A 16,570-nucleotide genomic window follows, 5' to 3' on the forward strand; every position below is an offset into this window, starting at 1 on the left:
ACATAGGGTGAAAAGAAAAACGGGAGGTTCGGCGTGTTCGTTGAACGTGCGCCACTTGTCGACTTAGTGTCCTGTTCGGAAGAGTCCAGGGAACAGACACACTGGTAACCCTAAACTTCAGCGTTAGGGTTCGGGTCGGCAGGCAAGTAGTCCGGGCCGCCCCAATTCGGCATCAGTCGTCGCAACGTACCAATGCGAGGCGGCGACACGTAACTCGAGGCGAGAGGCCTTCGACGTGGCAGCACCGCAGAACTACCTCGCAGTCATCAAAGTCATCGGTGTCGGCGGCGGTGGTGTCAATGCCATCAACCGGATGATCGAGGTCGGTCTCAAGGGCGTCGAGTTCATCGCCATCAACACCGACGCGCAAGCCCTGTTGATGAGCGACGCGGACGTCAAGCTCGACGTCGGCCGTGAACTCACCCGCGGACTCGGCGCCGGAGCCAATCCGGCCGTCGGACGCAAGGCGGCCGAGGATCACCGCGAGGAGATCGAGGAGGTCCTCAAGGGGGCCGACATGGTCTTCGTCACCGCCGGCGAAGGCGGTGGCACCGGCACCGGCGGCGCACCTGTCGTCGCCAACATCGCACGCTCGCTGGGCGCCCTGACGATCGGTGTGGTCACCCGGCCGTTCACCTTCGAGGGCCGGCGCCGCGCGAACCAGGCGGAGGACGGCATCGCCGAGCTCCGCGAAGAGGTCGACACCCTCATCGTCATCCCCAACGACCGTCTCCTGTCCATCTCGGACCGGCAGGTCTCCGTCCTCGACGCCTTCAAGTCGGCCGACCAGGTCCTCCTGTCCGGTGTCCAGGGCATCACCGACCTGATCACCACGCCCGGCCTGATCAACCTCGACTTCGCCGACGTCAAGTCGGTCATGTCCGAGGCCGGTTCGGCGCTCATGGGCATCGGCTCGGCCCGCGGCGACGACCGCGCGGTGGCCGCCGCGGAGATGGCGATCTCCTCGCCGCTCCTCGAGGCCTCCATCGACGGCGCACGCGGCGTGCTGCTCTCCATCTCCGGCGGCTCCGACCTCGGTCTCTTCGAGATCAACGAGGCGGCGCAGCTGGTCAGTGAGGCCGCGCACCCCGAGGCCAACATCATCTTCGGTGCCGTCATCGACGACGCCCTGGGTGACGAGGTGCGGGTCACCGTCATCGCGGCCGGCTTCGACGGCGGGCAGCCGCCGTCCAAGCGGGACAACGTGATCGGCGGCGCGTCCGCCAAGCGCGAGGAGCCGGCGCCGCGAGCCACCGAGGCCCGTCCGTCCTTCGGCAGCCTCGGCAGCGTCACCCCGCGCGACGAACCGAAGGTTCCGGAGCCCGTCGAGGCCACCCCGGCGAACGAGATGCAGTCCGCCCCGGTCGCCTCGCCGCAGGTTCCGCCGGCCCGTCCCTACCAGGACAGCCAGGTCGAAGAGCTGGACGTGCCGGACTTCCTGAAGTGACCGGCACAAGTGACCTGCAGAAGTGACCTCCTGAAGTGATAGGACAGCGCGACCACGTGAGCGGCGCCCACTTCGCCTTCACCGACCGGTGGGGCGGGGTGAGCGCCGCTCCGTACGAGGAGTTCAACCTCGGCGGTGCGGTCGGTGACGACCCGGCCGCAGTCCACGCCAACCGCGGCAGCGCGGCGCGGTCGCTCGGCCTCGACCCGGCGCACGTGGTCTGGATGAACCAGGTGCACGGCCCGGACGTCGCGGTGGTCGACGGACCCTGGGGTCCGGCCGCCGACATCCCGTCCGTCGACGCGATCGTCACCGCACGGCGCGGACTCGCTCTCGCGGTGCTCACCGCGGACTGCACACCGGTCCTGCTCGCCGACCCCGTCGCGGGAATCGCCGCCGCCGCTCACGCCGGACGCCCCGGCATGGTCGCCGGAGTCGTCCCCGCAGCGGTCGAGGCGATGGTGGGGCTCGGCGCCGAACCCGCCCGCATCGTGGCCCGCACCGGCCCCGCCGTCTGCGGGAAGTGCTACGAAGTCCCGGACGGGATGCGCGCCGAGGTGGCCGCCGTGGAACCCGCGGCGTACGCCGAAACCAGCTGGGGCACCCCTGCCGTCGATGTGACCGCCGGAGTGCATGCCCAGTTGGAGCGGCTCGGGGTGCGTGACCGGCAGCAGTCGCCGGTGTGCACCCTGGAGTCGCACGACCACTTCTCGTACCGCCGCGACCGCACCACCGGTCGGCTCGCTGGCTATGTCTGGCTGGACTGATGGGACATGACGGACCGTAAGGCTCAACTCGCAGCAAATCTGGCACAGGTGGAGGAACGCATCGCTTCGGCGTGCGCCGCCGCAGGCCGTGAGCGCGAGGAAGTGACCCTGATCGTGGTCACCAAGACGTACCCCGCGAGCGATGTGCGGATCTTGTCGGAACTCGGTGTGCGCGATGTCGCCGAGAACCGCGACCAGGACGCGGCACCCAAGGCCGCGGAATGTGCGGATCTGCCGCTCCGGTGGCACTTTGTCGGGCAGCTGCAGACCAACAAGGTTCGCTCCGTGGTCGGTTATGCCGACGTCGTGCAGTCCGTCGACCGGTCGAAGCTCGTCACGTCACTGTCGACGGCGGCCGTGCGCGCGGAGCGTGAACTCGGCTGTCTGATCCAGGTCGCGCTCGACGCCGGGGAGAACGGGCGGGGCGAGCGCGGCGGCGTAGGGCCGGGCGGAATCGAGGAGTTGGCGGCAATTGTGGCGGACTCGCCCGGTCTGCGCCTTGACGGTCTGATGACGGTCGCACCGCTCACCGGTCCGTACGCGGACCGCCAACAGGCGGCGTTCGAGCGGCTGATGGATTTGTCGACTGACCTGCGCCGGGCTCATCCGGCTGCGAACATGGTGTCAGCAGGGATGAGTGCGGACCTCGAACAGGCCGTGGCGGCCGGAGCGACACATGTGCGCGTCGGTACGGCGGTACTCGGAGTCCGACCCAGGCTCGGGTAACGTCGCCAAGAAGTCGGACCACAGCAGAAAATATGGTCATTCTCGCTGATGGGCGGGGAGATCGCGTGGATCGCAGGCACTTTGGTTGACGTCAGCCGATCCACCACAGAGCGGAGGACTCAGAGCAATGGCCGGCGCGATGCGCAAGATGGCGGTCTACCTCGGCCTCGTGGAGGACGATGGGTACGACGGCCGGGGGTTCGACCCCGACGACGACTTCGAGCCTGAGCTGGACCCCGAACCCGAGCGGGACCGCAGGCGTCACGAACCGTCGCATCAGTCGCACAACACTCATCAGCCACACCAGTCCCAACGGGACGAATCGGTACGAGTGGTGCAGCCTCCCGCTCAGCGCGAACCGGTTCCGTTGCCCGCGGAATCCGGACGTCCGGCGCGAATCGCCCCCGTGGCATCCATCACACCTGAACGCCAGAGCCTGGAGAAGAACGCACCGGTGATCATGCCCAAGGTTGTGTCAGAGCGGGAGCCCTATCGCATCACGACGCTGCACCCCCGGACGTACAACGAGGCCCGTACCATCGGGGAACACTTCCGTGAGGGCACTCCGGTGATCATGAATCTGACGGAGATGGACGACACTGACGCGAAGCGACTTGTCGACTTTGCGGCCGGTCTCGTCTTCGGTCTGCACGGCAGCATTGAGCGGGTGACGCAGAAGGTGTTCCTGTTGTCGCCTGCTAACGTCGATGTCACGGCAGAGGACAAGGCCCGCATCGCAGAGGGCGGGTTCTTCAACCAGAGCTGAGACGCAGCACCGGTGAAGTGCCGGTGCAGTAACTAGCCACGAGGCACGAGACACAGGGGAGAGGGAACCGCGGACATGAGCGTGGTTTTGGATGTTGTCTACATCGCGCTGATGTGTTTCCTCATCGTGCTGATCTTCCGGCTGGTCATGGACTACGTCTTCCAGTTCGCCCGCTCGTGGCAACCCGGCAAGGCGATGGTGGTCGTACTTGAGGCCACCTACACTGTCACTGATCCACCGCTCAAGCTTCTGCGGCGGTTCATTCCGCCGCTGCGTCTCGGGGGCGTGGCGCTCGACCTGTCCTTCTTCGTACTGATGATCATCGTCTACATCCTGATCTCCGTCGTGAGCCGGCTGTGAACGATACGGTCTTGCCGAATGCCGACGACTACGTTGAGGTGAAGAGATGCCGTTGACCCCCGAGGACGTGCGGAACAAGCAGTTCACGACCGTCCGCCTCCGAGAAGGCTATGACGAGGACGAGGTCGATGCCTTCCTCGACGAGGTCGAAGGCGAACTGACTCGCCTTCTCCGAGAGAACGAGGACCTGCGCGCGAAGCTCGCCGCAGCCACCCGCGCCGCTGCGCAGAACCAGCAGCAGGGCGGGATGCGCAAGCCTCCGGAACCGCAGGACCAGCGCGGTCCCGGTGCGCCGGTGCCCGCCGCAATATCGGGCCCGCAGCCGGTGCAGCCGCAGCAGCAGATGGGTGGCCCCATGGGCGGCCCGCCCCAGCTGCCCAGCGGTGCGCCGCAGCTGCCCGCAGGCCCCGGTGGACATGGTCCGCAGGGTCCCGGTCCGCAGGGTCCCGGCCCGATGGGCCAGGGTCCGATGGGCCAGGGTCACCCCGGCCAGAACCAGCTCGGTCAGGGCCAGATGGGCCAGGGCCAGATGCAGCAGCAGATGGGCGGCCCGATGGGCGGTCCCATGGGTGGCCCCATGGGCGGTCACGGTCCGCAGATGCCGCAGCCTGGTCAGGGCCCCGGTGGCGACAGCGCCGCTCGTGTCCTCTCCCTTGCGCAGCAGACCGCCGACCAGGCGATCGCGGAGGCCCGTTCCGAGGCCAACAAGATCGTCGGCGAGGCCCGCAGCCGCGCCGAGGGTCTCGAGCGTGACGCCCGTGCCAAGGCCGACGCCCTGGAGCGGGACGCGCAGGAGAAGCACCGCGTCGCGATGGGCTCCCTCGAGTCCGCCCGCGCCACGCTGGAGCGCAAGGTCGAGGACCTGCGTGGCTTCGAGCGCGAGTACCGCACGCGTCTGAAGTCCTACCTCGAGTCGCAGCTGCGTCAGCTGGAGACCCAGGCCGACGACTCGCTGGCTCCCCCGCGGACGCCGGCGACCGCGTCGCTGCCGCCGTCGCCCGCGCCTTCCATGGCGTCGGCCGGTGCGGGTGCCCCGTCCTACGGTGGCAACCAGACCATGGGCGGCAACCAGCCTCCGGCTGGTCCGTCCTACGGCGGCCAGCAGCAGATGTCGCCCGCTATGACGCAGCCGATGGCGCCGGTGCGGCCCCAGGGTCCCGCGCCGATGCAGCAGGCTCCGTCGCCGATGCGCGGTTTCCTCATCGACGAGGACGACAACTGACGGGCGTGACCACGCCTTAGGCGTCGGCAGCGTTCAAGGGCCGGGCCCCCGGATTTCCGGGGGCCCGGCCCTTTGCCGTGGTCAGGGCGCAGAGGTCGCCGTGGGCCAGAGGCGGACACCGCTGCGCTCCAGGTGCGGACACCGCTGTGAGCCAGGCGTGGACACCGCCCTGGGCCAGGCGCGGATGCTGCCTGGGCGGCGGTGCAGAAACGTTCATCTGTGCGTGAGTACGAAACGCCGAAGGCCCGGTCCCGCCAAGATCTTTGGCGGGACCGGGCCTTCGGTCGTGGGTTACGCCTTGTGGAGGCGGAACGCGAGGGCGAGAGGCTCGTCCGTGAACGTCTCGCCGTAGGTGTCGTCGGCCTCGCCCTGGGCGAAGTCCGTGGCGAGGACCTCGTCCGCGATCAGCGTGGCGTGCTCGGACAGGGCCGTGACGACCGCGGGCTCCGTGGACGTCCACCGCAGGGCGATCCGGTCCGCGACGTCCAGGCCGCTGTTCTTACGGGCCTCCTGGATCAGGCGGATCGCGTCACGGGCCAGGCCCGCCTGACGCAGCTCCTCCGTGATCTCCAGGTCGAGCGCGACCGTTGCGCCGGAGTCCGAGGCGACGGACCAGCCCTCGCGCGGGGTCTCCGTGATGATGACCTCGTCGGGCGCCAGCGTGATCGTCTCGCCGTCCACCTCGACCGACGCCGTGCCTTCGCGCAGGCCGAGCGAGAGCGCGGCGGCGTCCGCCTCGGCGACCGCCTTCGCGACCGCCTGGACGCCCTTGCCGAACCGCTTGCCCAGGGCGCGGAAGTTCGCCTTGGCGGTCGTGTCGACCAGGGAGCCGCCGACCTCGGAGAGCGACGCCAGCGAGGAGACGTTGAGCTCCTCGGTGATCTGCGCGTGCAGCTCCGGGTTGAGCGTCTCGAAGCCCGCGGCCGCGACCAGCGCGCGGGAGAGCGGCTGACGCGTCTTGACGCCCGACTCCGCGCGCGTGGCGCGGCCCAGCTCGACGAGGCGCCGGACGAGGACCATCTGCCGCGACAGGTCCGGGTCGACGGCGGAGAGGTCCGCCTCCGGCCACGTGGACAGGTGGACCGACTCGGGGGCGCCCGGCGTGACGGGAACCACCAGGTCCTGCCAGACCCGCTCCGTGATGAACGGAGTCAGCGGCGCCATCAGACGCGTGACCGTCTCGATGACCTCGTGCAGGGTGCGCAGGGCCGCCTTGTCGCCCTGCCAGAAGCGGCGGCGCGAGCGGCGCACGTACCAGTTCGACAGGTCGTCGACGAACGAGGAGAGCAGCTTGCCGGCGCGCTGGGTGTCGTACGCCTCCAGGGACTGCGTCACCTGGTCGGTGAGTGCGTGCAGTTCGGAGAGCAGCCAGCGGTCGAGCAGGGTGCGGTCGGCGGGGGCCGGGTCGGCCTCGCTGGGTGACCAGTCCGACGTACGGGCGTACAGGGCCTGGAAGGCGACCGTGTTCCAGTACGTCAGGAGGGTCTTGCGGACCACTTCCTGGATCGTGCCGTGGCCGACGCGGCGCGCGGACCACGGGGAGCCGCCGGCGGCCATGAACCAGCGCACCGCGTCCGCGCCGTGCTGGTCCATCAGCGGGATCGGCTGGAGGGTGTTCCCCAGGTGCTTGGACATCTTGCGGCCGTCCTCGGCGAGGATGTGGCCGAGGCACACGACGTTCTCGTAGGACGACTTGTCGAAGACGAGCGTGCCGACCGCCATGAGGGTGTAGAACCACCCGCGGGTCTGGTCGATGGCCTCCGAGATGAACTGCGCCGGGTACCGGCTCTCGAAGAGCTCCTTGTTCTTGTACGGGTAGCCCCACTGCGCGAACGGCATCGAACCCGAGTCGTACCAGGCGTCGATGACCTCGGGCACGCGCGTGGCCGTCTTCTCGCACTGGGGGCACGCGAAGGTGACCTCGTCGATGAACGGGCGGTGCGGGTCCAGGTTCGCCAGGTCGGTGCCGGTCAGCTCGCTGAGCTCGGCCAGCGAGCCGACGCAGGTGAGGTGGTCGTCCTCACAGCGCCACAGCGGGAGCGGGGTGCCCCAGTAGCGGCTGCGGGAGAGAGCCCAGTCGATGTTGTTGTTCAGCCAGTCGCCGAAGCGGCCGTGCTTCACGTTCTCCGGGAACCAGTTGGTCTTCTCGTTCTCCTGGAGGAGGCGGTCCTTGATCTCCGTGGTGCGGATGTACCAGGACGGCTGCGCGTAGTAGAGCAGCGCCGTGTGGCAGCGCCAGCAGTGCGGGTAGCTGTGCTCGTACGGGACGTGCAGGAAGAGCAGGCCGCGGTCCTTGAGGTCCTCGGTGAGCTTTTCGTCCGCCTTCTTGAAGAAGACACCGCCCACGAGCGGGACGTCCTCCTCGAAGGTGCCGTCGGGACGGACCGGGTTCACCACCGGCAGGCCGTACGCCTTGCAGACCTTGAGGTCGTCCTCGCCGAATGCGGGGGACTGGTGGACGAGACCGGTGCCGTCCTCGGTCGTGACGTAGTCGGCGTTGACCACGTAGTGGGCCTCGGCCGGGAACTCCACGAGCTCGAACGGACGTTGGTACTTCCAGCGCTCCATCTCGGCGCCGGTGAAGGACTCGCCGGTCTTCTCCCAGCCCTCGCCGAGCGCCTTCTCGACGAGGGGCTCGGCGACGACGACCTTCTCGTTGCCGTCCGTCGCGACGACGTAACGGACGTCGGGGTGCGCGGCGACCGCCGTGTTCGAGACGAGCGTCCAGGGGGTCGTCGTCCAGACGAGGAGCGAGGCCTCGCCGGCCAGCGGACCGGAGGTGAGCGGGAAACGGACGTAGACGGAGGGGTCGACGACCGTCTCGTAGCCCTGCGCCAGCTCGTGGTCCGAGAGCCCCGTGCCGCAGCGGGGGCACCAGGGGGCGACGCGGTGGTCCTGGGTCAGCAGGCCCTTGTTGAAGATCTCCTTGAGCGACCACCAGACGGACTCGATGTACTCGGGGTCCATGGTGCGGTACGCGTCGTCGAGGTCGACCCAGTAACCCATGCGGGTCGTCAGGTCGGTGAAGGCGTCGGTGTGCCGGGTCACGGACTCGCGGCACATGGCGTTGAACTCGGCGATGCCGAACGCCTCGATGTCCTTCTTGCCGTTGAAGCCGAGCTCCGTCTCGACCGCCAGCTCCACGGGCAGACCGTGGCAGTCCCAGCCGGCCTTGCGGGCCACGTGGTAGCCGCGCATGGTGCGAAAGCGCGGGAAGACGTCCTTGAAGACGCGGGCCTCGATGTGGTGGGCGCCCGGCATGCCGTTGGCGGTGGGCGGGCCCTCGTAGAACACCCACTCGGGGCGTCCCTCGGACTGCTCCAAGCTCTTGGCAAAGATCTTCTGCTCGCGCCAGAAATCGAGCACGGCGTGCTCGAGGGCGGGCAGGTCGACCTGGGCGGGCACCTGGCGGTACGTCATCGATCTTCCTCCGGCGGACACTGTTTCTTCCGTCTCCGTCGGAGGGACGAGAGCTTCGTCTGTGACGTACGCCGTGTGCGGCGCGCTCCCGCGGTACCACCCTCCTTGGCCCTCCGGGGCGCTGGATGCTCCGGTGAGCCCCCTCATTGGGGTCGCGATGCCGGTTCTACTCGCCCCGCGAGCGGGGCTTTCCTCCGGCGGCTCCGGGGTGATCTTCGCGTCGCGCTCGCCCCCGGGCTTCCACCGTCCCCAGGTCGCTCATGGCTGCGTACGCCGCTACTCGGCCCCATCCACGCTTCTCGCTCCGCCCAGTGTACGGGGCGCGGGCGTACGCGGCCGACCGGTTTTCGGGCGGGCGACGGAGTACCCGGGGAGGCAGGTGTCAGACGTGCTGAGGGGTCTCGTCCTTGAGTCCGCTGCGGATCATGTTCCGCAGCTCGGGGGTGTCGGTGTGGCCGTGGACGGACACGGCGTGCTCGGCCGCGGCGCGGACCACTTCGTCCTCCTCGCCCGTGATGGCGAGCGTGCAGTTCGTCTCGCTCGGCATGTCACGACAGTCGACTACTTTGCGCATGATGATGCACCTTCTCCGCTTCCGCTCCAGTTTATTCCTCCGGAGCCCTGCGAGGCGGGCTCGTCAGGGGCTTTCGCCGGGCTGGTCACGGCCGCGTGGGCTGACCCGAATGGCGACATGGGGCGCGGCGGATCCTCGGGCCGGGCTCCCCGGCGGATTACCCGGCGGGGAGCTGGGCACAACGCTTGCAAGTCTGCCGCGCGGGACGTGCGGGGCGGGCGCATCGGGCGGTGTGCCCCGTTGCCGCGGGTCAGAAGTCGATTTATCGTCCCAGCACGATTCGCGAGCAAGATCACAAAATGTGAAGGGGCCGCGGCCATGGTGGCGAAAAAGAGTCCGGCGGGGGTGCGTGAGGCATCCGTCGGCGTGAAGGCCGCGGCCGAGGAGGCGGTGCCCTCGACGGCGGCGGCCGAGGCGGCTCCGGCCGCGAAGAAGCCGGCCGCCGGGAAGAAGAGCACCGCGACGGAGACGGCCGCCAAGAAGGGCGCGGCGGCCACGAAGACCACTACGAAGGGCGCGGGTACGAAGACCGCGGCCGCAAAGAAGACGGCGACGGCCGCGAAGACGGCCGCCGAGCCCGTAACCAAGGCCACCAACAACACCAAGACCGCCAAGTCGAGGAAGGCTGCGAAGGCCGCCGCGACTGCGGCGTCCCCGCGGGTCTCCGCGGAAGCGGAGAGTGTCGCCGCCGAGAAGGGCGCGGCCGGGAGAACGGGCGCCAGGAAGAGCGCGGTCAAGAAGGCCACCGGCCACAAGACCGCGGAGAAGAAGGCGGTCGCGTCCGCGGCCGATGGCGCGGCGTCGGCCGCGGAGACGACGGGAGCCACGACTGTGGTTGCGAAGAAGACCCCTGGCACGGCCACGGCGAAGAAGTCCCGCGCGGTGCCGAAGGCGAGGATCGCGGCCGCGAAGCCGGGCGAGCTCGCGGTACGGCCGGGCGAGGACCCGTGGACCCCGGCGGAGGTCGAGGAGGCGCGGGCGGAGCTCCAGAGCGAGGCGCTGCGCCTGAACAGCGAGATCGAGTCGTCGGAGAAGTCCCTCGTCGGGCTCATGCGGGACTCCGGGGACGGCGCCGGCGACGACGAGGCGGACACCGGCACGAAGAACATCACGCGGGAGCACGAGTTGTCGCTGGCCGCGAACGCCAGGGAGATGCTCCAGCAGACCGAGCGCGCCCTGGAGCGGCTCGACGCGGGGACGTACGGGATCTGCGAGAACTGCGGGAACCCCATCGGCAAGGCGCGGATGCAGGCCTTCCCGCGGGCGACCCTGTGCGTCGAGTGCAAGCAGAAGCAGGAGCGCCGTTACTGACCCCGCTGCGCGCGGCGTCATGGAGTCGCTCCTGGGCTGCTGAGGGCGTACGTGTGTGCCGTACTCTCGTCCTCAGTCAGGTACCTAGGTTGAGGGACTCACGTGGCAGAGGCGGAGCGCGTCATCGGTACTCCGGACACCCCGGATGCGGGGGCAGACGGGCCGGACAACGGCGGGGAGGCCCAGGAGCGGCCCAAGGGCAAGCGGAAGATCGCCGTGCTGTTCGCGGTGGCCGCCCTCGCGTACGCCCTCGACCTGGTCAGCAAGATGATCGTGGTCGCGAGGCTGGAGCACCACGAGCCGATCAAGCTCCTCGGTGACTGGCTGCGGCTCGAGGCGATCAGGAACGCGGGCGCCGCGTTCGGCATCGGTGAGGCATTCACGATCATCTTCACCGTGATCGCCGCGGCCGTGATCGTCGTGATCGCCCGGCTCGCCCGCAAGCTCTACAGCCTGCCCTGGGCGATCGCCCTGGGGCTGCTGCTCGGCGGGGCGCTCGGCAATCTCACCGACCGGATCTTCCGTTCGCCCGGCGTCTTCGAAGGGGCCGTGGTCGACTTCATCGCGCCGAAGGACTTCGCCGTGTTCAACCTCGCCGACTCGGCGATCGTGTGCGGCGGCATCCTGATCGTGCTCCTCTCGTTCCGGGGGCTCGACCCGGACGGAACCGTCCACAAGGACTGAGGGACCAGGGGCTTTCCCCTCGCGCGGTCCGGAGTGTCGGCGGGCTCCTGCATACTCAATGGGTGAGCACGTTTCCCGAGATCCGAACCCTGCCCGTGCCCGACGGCCTGGAGGGCGAGCGCGTAGACGCCGCCATCTCCCGCATGTTCGGCTTCTCCCGCACCAAGGCCGCCGAGCTCGCCGCGGCGGGGAAGGTCGCGGTCGACGGCTCTGTGGTCGGCAAGTCCGAGCGCGTGCACGGCGGGGCCTGGCTCGAGGTGGAGATGCCGCAGGCGCCCGCCGCGGTGCAGATCGTCGCCGAGCCCGTCGAGGGCATGGAGATCGTCCATGACGACGACGACATCGTCGTGATCATGAAGCCGGTGGGCGTCGCCGCGCACCCCAGCCCCGGCTGGACCGGGACGACCGTGATCGGCGGCCTCGCCGCAGCCGGGTACCGGATCTCCACGTCCGGCGCCGCCGAGCGCCAGGGCATCGTCCACCGGCTCGACGTCGGCACCTCCGGCCTCATGGTCGTCGCCAAGTCGGAGCGCGCGTACACGACGCTGAAGCGGCAGTTCAAGGAGCGCGTCGTCGACAAGCGCTACCACTCGCTGGTCCAGGGGCACCCGGACCCGATGAGCGGCACGATCGACGCCCCCATCGGGCGCCACCCGAACCACGACTACAAGTGGGCCGTGACAGCCGAGGGCAAGCCCTCCGTCACGCACTACGACCTCATCGAGGCGTTCCGCTCCGCCAGCCTCCTCGACATCAAGCTGGAGACGGGGCGTACGCACCAGATCCGCGTGCACATGTCGGCCCACCGGCACCCCTGCGTCGGCGACCTGACGTACGGCGCCGACCCGACGCTCGCCAAGCGGCTCGGCCTCACCCGCCAGTGGCTGCACGCCGTGCGGCTCGGCTTCGAGCACCCGGCCGACGGCGAGTGGGTGGAGTTCTCCAGCAAGTACCCCGAGGACCTGCAGACCGCCCTGGACCGCGTCCGGGCGGAGAGCTCGTGACCGTGCCGCAGCCCTCTTCCTCATATGTGGTGCGGGTCGCCGACAGCGACGCCGACCGCAAGGCCTGCTTCGCGGTGCGCCAGGAGGTCTTCGTCGTCGAGCAGCGGGTTCCTCAGGAGCTCGAGTACGACGAGCACGACAGCGGGGCCGGCACGGTGCACGTGCTGGCGCTGCGCGCCGACGGTGAGCCGCTCGGCACGGGGCGGCTGCTGACCGGCGCCGCGGCCGTGGCGAAGAACGGCGGGGACGCCGGGGTCGGTGCGCTCGGGCGGCTCGCGGTGGCGAAGGCCGCGCGCGGGCTCGGCGTGGGCGCGGCCCTCGTGCGGGCCATCGAGGACGCCGCGGCGGAGCGTGGGCTCGTCGCCGTGGACCTGCACGCGCAGACGCATGCGCTGGGGTTCTACGAGCGCCTCGGCTATGCCGTGTACGGTCCGGAGTTCCCCGACGCGGGGATTCCGCACCGGGCGATGCGGAAGGCGCTGGGTCAGCCGCAGGTCTAGGCCCTTTCGCTTGGATCATGCTGGGCTCGCGGGGTCTGGTGCGCACTCCCCCAAGCTCTCGGCTTCGCTCGGGCAGGGGGACCCCCGTCGCGTCGACTCCCTGGGGCCGCGCGCGGAGCGTGGCCGGTCTCAACGGCCGACTCGCGTCTCAGCTGGGCGGACCCGCGTCTCCACGGCGCCGACCCGCGCCACAAATCACCACAGAGCGATGTGCGTGGCACGCTGGGGACTTGATCGTCCGATGGCTTGACCGCCGCTACTCGCCGGGGTGCGCACCGTGGATCAGTTGGCCCTGCTGTTCGTGCTCTTGCTCGGGGCCGTGCTGAGCGTGCCACTCGGAGACCGGCTCGGGCTGCCCGCGCCCGTCCTGGTGACACTGCTCGGCATCGGTCTGGCGCTCCTGCCGGTCGTGCCGAACGTCGAGGTCCCGCCCGACCTGATCCTCCCGATCCTGCTGCCTCCTCTGCTCTACGCGGCTGTGAAGCGCACGTCATGGCGTCAGTTCACCGCGAACAAGAGACCGATCTTCCTGCTTGCCGTGGCCCTGGTCTTCGTCACCACGGCTGCCGTCGCGTTCGTCGCCAGCGCCATCGTGCCGGGCCTCCCGATCGCCGCGGCGGTCGTGCTCGGCGCTCTCGTCGCGCCGCCCGACCCCGTCGCCGCGACCGCCGTGGCCGGCCAACTCGGCCTGCCCCGCCGCCTGGTGTCGACCCTGGAGGGCGAGGGCCTGTTCAACGACGTGACCGCGATCGTGCTCTACCACGTGGCCATCGCCGCGGTGGTGAGCGGCAGCTTCTCCTGGCCGGAGGCCGTCGTCTCGCTCCTCCTGTCCGCCGTCGTCGCGCTCGTCGTCGGGCTCGTGATCGGCTGGACCGCCAACAAGCTGATGGACTTCCTCGACGACTCCACGCTCCAGATCGGCCTGACGCTCCTGATGCCGTACGCCTCGTACGTGCTGGCCGAGGAACTGCACGGCTCCGGCGTGCTCGCCGTACTCGTCACGGCGCTGTTCCTCGCCGAGTACGCCGTCGACGCGGACGACGTCATGACCCGGCTGACCGGCCGCGCCTTCTGGGACATCGTCGACACACTCGTCACCGGCGTCGCCTTCGGCCTCATCGGCCTCGAACTGCACAACGCGATCAGGACCGCGGCCGGCCGCTGGGGCGAGATGCTCGGCTGGGCCGGCACCGTCGTGGCGGTCGTCGTTTTCGTACGCCTGCTGTGGCTGCTTCCGGCGACCTGGCTGACGCGGCGTCTGCATGTACGGCGGGACCTCGACGAGGACATCCCGATCTCCTGGCGCGAGACGGTGATCATGTGGTGGGCGGGCATGCGCGGGGTCGCATCCGTCGCCCTGGCCCTCGCCATCCCGTTCACCATGGACGACAACTCACCGTTCCCCGACCGTGACGAGATCGTCTTCATCGCGTTCGGCGTCATCATGGGCACCCTCGTGCTCCAGGGGCTGAGCCTGCCCTGGCTGGTGAAGAAGCTGGGGGTCAAGGCGGACGCCGAGGCCGAGAAGGAGTTCGAGCAGCAGCTCGCGCTCCGCGCGGCCAGGGCCGCCAAGCGGCGGCTGAAGGAGATCGAGGAGGTCGAGGAGCTGCCCGACGACCTCTCCGACCAGATGGCGCGCAGGGCCTACGACATCGGACTGCGCATCGACCCCGAACTGGGCAGCGAGGAACGCAAGGAGGCGCACGCCAAGCGCGTCGCAAGAATCAAGCGCGTGCGCCGCATCCAGAACGAGATGCTCTCCGCCGCCCGCCACGAGGTGCTCGCGGCGCGCAGCGAGCCGGGCGCCGACCCCGAGATCGTGGACCGCGTACTGAGCCACCTCGACGTGCGCAGCCTGCGCTGAGGAGCGCGGCCGCTGACGGTCACGAGCGCCCCCGGATGGCACCATGGGCCACATGAACATCATGCTTTTCCACTCGACGTACGGCCTGCGTCCCGCCGTCCGTGACGCGGCCGACCGGCTGCGGGCCGCCGGACACGAGGTGTGGACCCCGGACCTCTTCGAGGGCCGCACCTTCGACACCGTCGAGGACGGCATGGCCTTCAACGAGGAGATCGGCAAGGACGAGCTGCTCAAGCGCGCCATCCTCGCCGCCGCCCCTTACTCCGAGCGCGGGCTCGTCTACGCCGGCTTCTCCCTCGGCGCCTCGATCGCGCAGACCCTGGCCCTCGGCGACGAAAAGGCGCGCGGCCTGCTGCTCCTGCACGGCACCTCGGACATCGCCGAGAACGCCTCCGTGGACGAACTGCCCGTCCAGCTGCACGTCGCCGAGCCCGACCCGTTCGAGACCGACGACTGGCTCAGCGCCTGGTACCTCCAGATGGGCCGGACCGGCGCCGACGTGGAGGTCTACCGGTACGCGGGCGCCGGCCACCTCTACACGGACCCCGAACTGCCGGACTACGACGCGGAGGCGGCCGAGGCCACCTGGCGGGTGGCGCTCGGCTTCCTCGATTCGCTCTAGGCCGTACCGCGGTCCGCTAGCCCGCGCGGTACGCCGTCCAGCTGTCCTTCATCCGCTGCACCTGGCCCGCGGTGAACTGGTACATGCAGGAGTCGTACGTGTAGTCCATGAAGTTGTGGATCGGGTCGACACCCGTCTTGTTGGTGCAGGTGTCGCGCCCGGTCGGGCACTGGAACGCGGCGCTCTTCTCGGCCGGGGTGTCGGATACGTAGTCACCGTTGCCGTTACAGCCGCCCTGGAACGTGTGGTACAGCCCCATCCAGTGGCCGATCTCGTGGGTGCCGGTGTCGCCCTCGTTGTAGTTGGTGGCCGAGCCGCCCGGGAGCGAGGTGTCGAGGATGACCACACCGTCGTCGGACGGGTTCGACTTGTACGAGGACGGGAAGGTCGCCCAGCCGAGCAGGTCCTGGCCGAGGTTGGCCGTGTAGAAGTTGAGCGCGTTCGCGCCGCCCTTGCGGAGCGTGGACTTCATGGACTTCTCGGCGGCGGAGCCCGGCGTGATGCCGTTGTACCAGGCGGCGTTGTCCGTGTAGTCGGTGCCGGCCAGGGTGAACTGGAAGCCCGAGTCGTTGTTGCCGGTGCCCTGGCCGCTGTAGGCCGCGTTCAGGACGTCGATCTGCTTGGCGATGTCGGTCGACGTGAGATTGCCGGTCGCGCCGTCGTGGATGACGTGGACGTAGACCGGGATCGTGGTCGACGCGGCGGCGAGGCCTCTGGAGAGTGTTCCGTCGGCGCGCATCCTGTCGAGTCTGCGCTGCATGTCCGCGTCCATGGACTTGGCCTTGGCCGCGCTGACCTCGTTCGGCTCCTGCGCGTGGTCGGCGCCGGTGGGCTTCTTCTCGCGTGCCACGGCGTTGCCACTGTCGGCGCACTTCTGCGCGGAGGCCGACGCCTTGGCGGTCGCGGCACTGCCCGACGGGGCGGACAGCGGGGCGATGGCCAGGGTTCCGGCCACCAGCGCGGTGCCGATCAGCCGACGGCGCATCAGCGGAGATATTCGGGCAAGCGTGGTCATGCGGACTCCTCGCGGACGGGTGGGGGAGGAACTTCCTCGCCGCCGCGGGGAGATTACGTGGCCATGTCATCCCTTGAAGAGCGATGTTCTGGCCCAATCAATTACCGCTCTTCCTCCGGCAATTCGGGGCAACGGGGAGAAATTTTCGTGTGGCGTCCGGAGTTTGAGATCCGTACGTAACGGGAGCGGTTACCGCGACGGGTGGTGTGTCCGCATTCGATCCACGGACAGCACCACCCGCCGTAGTGCTGTGATCTGTTCTTAACGCGCCGACGAGTGGCCGGAATT

The 16,570-nt window shown here is 69.3% G+C and carries 15 protein-coding genes; 12 read left to right on the top strand and 3 right to left on the bottom strand.

The features are described from left to right. Positions 1-235: 235 nt before the first annotated feature. The 6 genes from ftsZ to OG456_RS26770 all read left to right on the top strand — a co-directional run bounded on the left by ftsZ (position 236) and on the right by OG456_RS26770 (position 5,288). Positions 236-1,447: a cell division protein FtsZ gene (gene ftsZ / locus OG456_RS26745; RefSeq protein WP_266565230.1), complete on the top strand. Its 1,212-nt coding sequence runs from the start codon at positions 236-238 to the stop codon at positions 1,445-1,447. 35 nt (positions 1,448-1,482) lie between these two features. After that, the gene (gene pgeF / locus OG456_RS26750) at positions 1,483-2,214 is read left to right on the top strand and encodes a peptidoglycan editing factor PgeF (RefSeq protein ID WP_266565232.1); all 732 of its coding nucleotides are present in this window, start codon (positions 1,483-1,485) and stop codon (positions 2,212-2,214) included. Positions 2,215-2,220: 6 nt separating this feature from the next. Beyond that, a complete protein-coding gene (locus OG456_RS26755) occupies positions 2,221-2,940 on the top strand; it encodes a YggS family pyridoxal phosphate-dependent enzyme (protein WP_266565234.1) in 720 nt (239 codons plus the stop codon). A 127-nt stretch (positions 2,941-3,067) separates the two neighbouring features. Further along, positions 3,068-3,706, top strand: coding sequence for a cell division protein SepF (locus OG456_RS26760; RefSeq protein WP_227294226.1), 639 nt, complete (start codon positions 3,068-3,070; stop codon positions 3,704-3,706). A 75-nt stretch (positions 3,707-3,781) separates the two neighbouring features. Then, positions 3,782-4,066, top strand: a complete 285-nt coding sequence (locus tag OG456_RS26765) for a YggT family protein (protein ID WP_033318070.1) — start codon at positions 3,782-3,784, stop codon at positions 4,064-4,066. A 46-nt stretch (positions 4,067-4,112) separates the two neighbouring features. Beyond that, positions 4,113-5,288, top strand: a complete 1,176-nt coding sequence (locus tag OG456_RS26770) for a DivIVA domain-containing protein (protein WP_266565241.1) — start codon at positions 4,113-4,115, stop codon at positions 5,286-5,288. Positions 5,289-5,579: 291 nt separating this feature from the next. Here OG456_RS26770 and ileS read toward each other — a convergent pair whose 3' ends face one another. Together ileS and OG456_RS26780 are read right to left on the bottom strand one after the other, a co-directional pair. Beyond that, positions 5,580-8,708, bottom strand: a complete 3,129-nt coding sequence (gene ileS, locus OG456_RS26775) for an isoleucine--tRNA ligase (protein ID WP_266565243.1) — start codon at positions 8,706-8,708, stop codon at positions 5,580-5,582. Positions 8,709-9,090: 382 nt separating this feature from the next. Next, entirely contained in the window at positions 9,091-9,282 is a 192-nt protein-coding gene (locus OG456_RS26780) for a DUF1059 domain-containing protein (protein ID WP_266565245.1), read from the bottom strand. A gap of 318 nt (positions 9,283-9,600) precedes the next feature. Here OG456_RS26780 and OG456_RS26785 point away from each other — a divergent pair, with 318 nt between their 5' ends. The 6 genes from OG456_RS26785 (at position 9,601) to OG456_RS26810 (ending at position 15,267) form a co-directional block, all read left to right on the top strand. Then, the gene (locus tag OG456_RS26785) at positions 9,601-10,593 is read left to right on the top strand and encodes a TraR/DksA C4-type zinc finger protein (protein WP_266565247.1); all 993 of its coding nucleotides are present in this window, start codon (positions 9,601-9,603) and stop codon (positions 10,591-10,593) included. A 102-nt stretch (positions 10,594-10,695) separates the two neighbouring features. Next, the gene (lspA, locus tag OG456_RS26790; RefSeq protein ID WP_266565249.1) at positions 10,696-11,277 is read left to right on the top strand and encodes a signal peptidase II; all 582 of its coding nucleotides are present in this window, start codon (positions 10,696-10,698) and stop codon (positions 11,275-11,277) included. A gap of 62 nt (positions 11,278-11,339) precedes the next feature. After that, positions 11,340-12,281, top strand: coding sequence for an RluA family pseudouridine synthase (locus OG456_RS26795; protein ID WP_266565251.1), 942 nt, complete (start codon positions 11,340-11,342; stop codon positions 12,279-12,281). Beyond that, positions 12,278-12,781 (top strand): GNAT family N-acetyltransferase, encoded by a 504-nt coding sequence (locus OG456_RS26800; RefSeq protein ID WP_266565253.1) that lies wholly within the window; start codon positions 12,278-12,280, stop codon positions 12,779-12,781. The genes OG456_RS26795 and OG456_RS26800 overlap by 4 nt, the downstream gene beginning before the upstream one ends. Before the next feature lie 277 nt (positions 12,782-13,058). Then, positions 13,059-14,645: a Na+/H+ antiporter gene (locus tag OG456_RS26805; RefSeq protein ID WP_266565255.1), complete on the top strand. Its 1,587-nt coding sequence runs from the start codon at positions 13,059-13,061 to the stop codon at positions 14,643-14,645. A 52-nt stretch (positions 14,646-14,697) separates the two neighbouring features. Then, on the top strand, positions 14,698-15,267 hold the full coding sequence (locus OG456_RS26810; RefSeq protein ID WP_266565256.1) for a dienelactone hydrolase family protein: 570 nt from the start codon (positions 14,698-14,700) through the stop codon (positions 15,265-15,267). Positions 15,268-15,283: 16 nt separating this feature from the next. Here the strand turns inward: OG456_RS26810 and OG456_RS26815 are convergent, their stop codons facing one another. Beyond that, positions 15,284-16,282: a zinc metalloprotease gene (locus OG456_RS26815; protein WP_266565257.1), complete on the bottom strand. Its 999-nt coding sequence runs from the start codon at positions 16,280-16,282 to the stop codon at positions 15,284-15,286. Between the last annotated feature and the right edge of the window lie 288 nt (positions 16,283-16,570).

Origin of the sequence: Streptomyces sp. NBC_01446 (assembly GCF_026340095.1) — a bacterium.
Lineage (GTDB): Bacteria > Actinomycetota > Actinomycetes > Streptomycetales > Streptomycetaceae > Streptomyces > Streptomyces aureus.

What these genes read in the sequence shown, in the direction of transcription:
- OG456_RS26755 (WP_266565234.1), top strand. Translation starts at nt 2,221, where the DNA reads ATGACGGACCGTAAGGCTCAACTCGCAGCAAATCTGGCACAGGTGGAG.
- OG456_RS26760 (WP_227294226.1), top strand. Translation starts at nt 3,068, where the DNA reads ATGGCCGGCGCGATGCGCAAGATGGCGGTCTACCTCGGCCTCGTGGAG.
- OG456_RS26765 (WP_033318070.1), top strand. Translation starts at nt 3,782, where the DNA reads ATGAGCGTGGTTTTGGATGTTGTCTACATCGCGCTGATGTGTTTCCTC.
- OG456_RS26770 (WP_266565241.1), top strand. Translation starts at nt 4,113, where the DNA reads ATGCCGTTGACCCCCGAGGACGTGCGGAACAAGCAGTTCACGACCGTC.
- ileS (WP_266565243.1), bottom strand. Translation starts at nt 8,708, where the DNA reads ATGACGTACCGCCAGGTGCCCGCCCAGGTCGACCTGCCCGCCCTCGAG.
- OG456_RS26780 (WP_266565245.1), bottom strand. Translation starts at nt 9,282, where the DNA reads ATGCGCAAAGTAGTCGACTGTCGTGACATGCCGAGCGAGACGAACTGC.
- OG456_RS26785 (WP_266565247.1), top strand. Translation starts at nt 9,601, where the DNA reads ATGGTGGCGAAAAAGAGTCCGGCGGGGGTGCGTGAGGCATCCGTCGGC.
- OG456_RS26810 (WP_266565256.1), top strand. Translation starts at nt 14,698, where the DNA reads ATGAACATCATGCTTTTCCACTCGACGTACGGCCTGCGTCCCGCCGTC.
- OG456_RS26815 (WP_266565257.1), bottom strand. Translation starts at nt 16,282, where the DNA reads ATGACCACGCTTGCCCGAATATCTCCGCTGATGCGCCGTCGGCTGATC.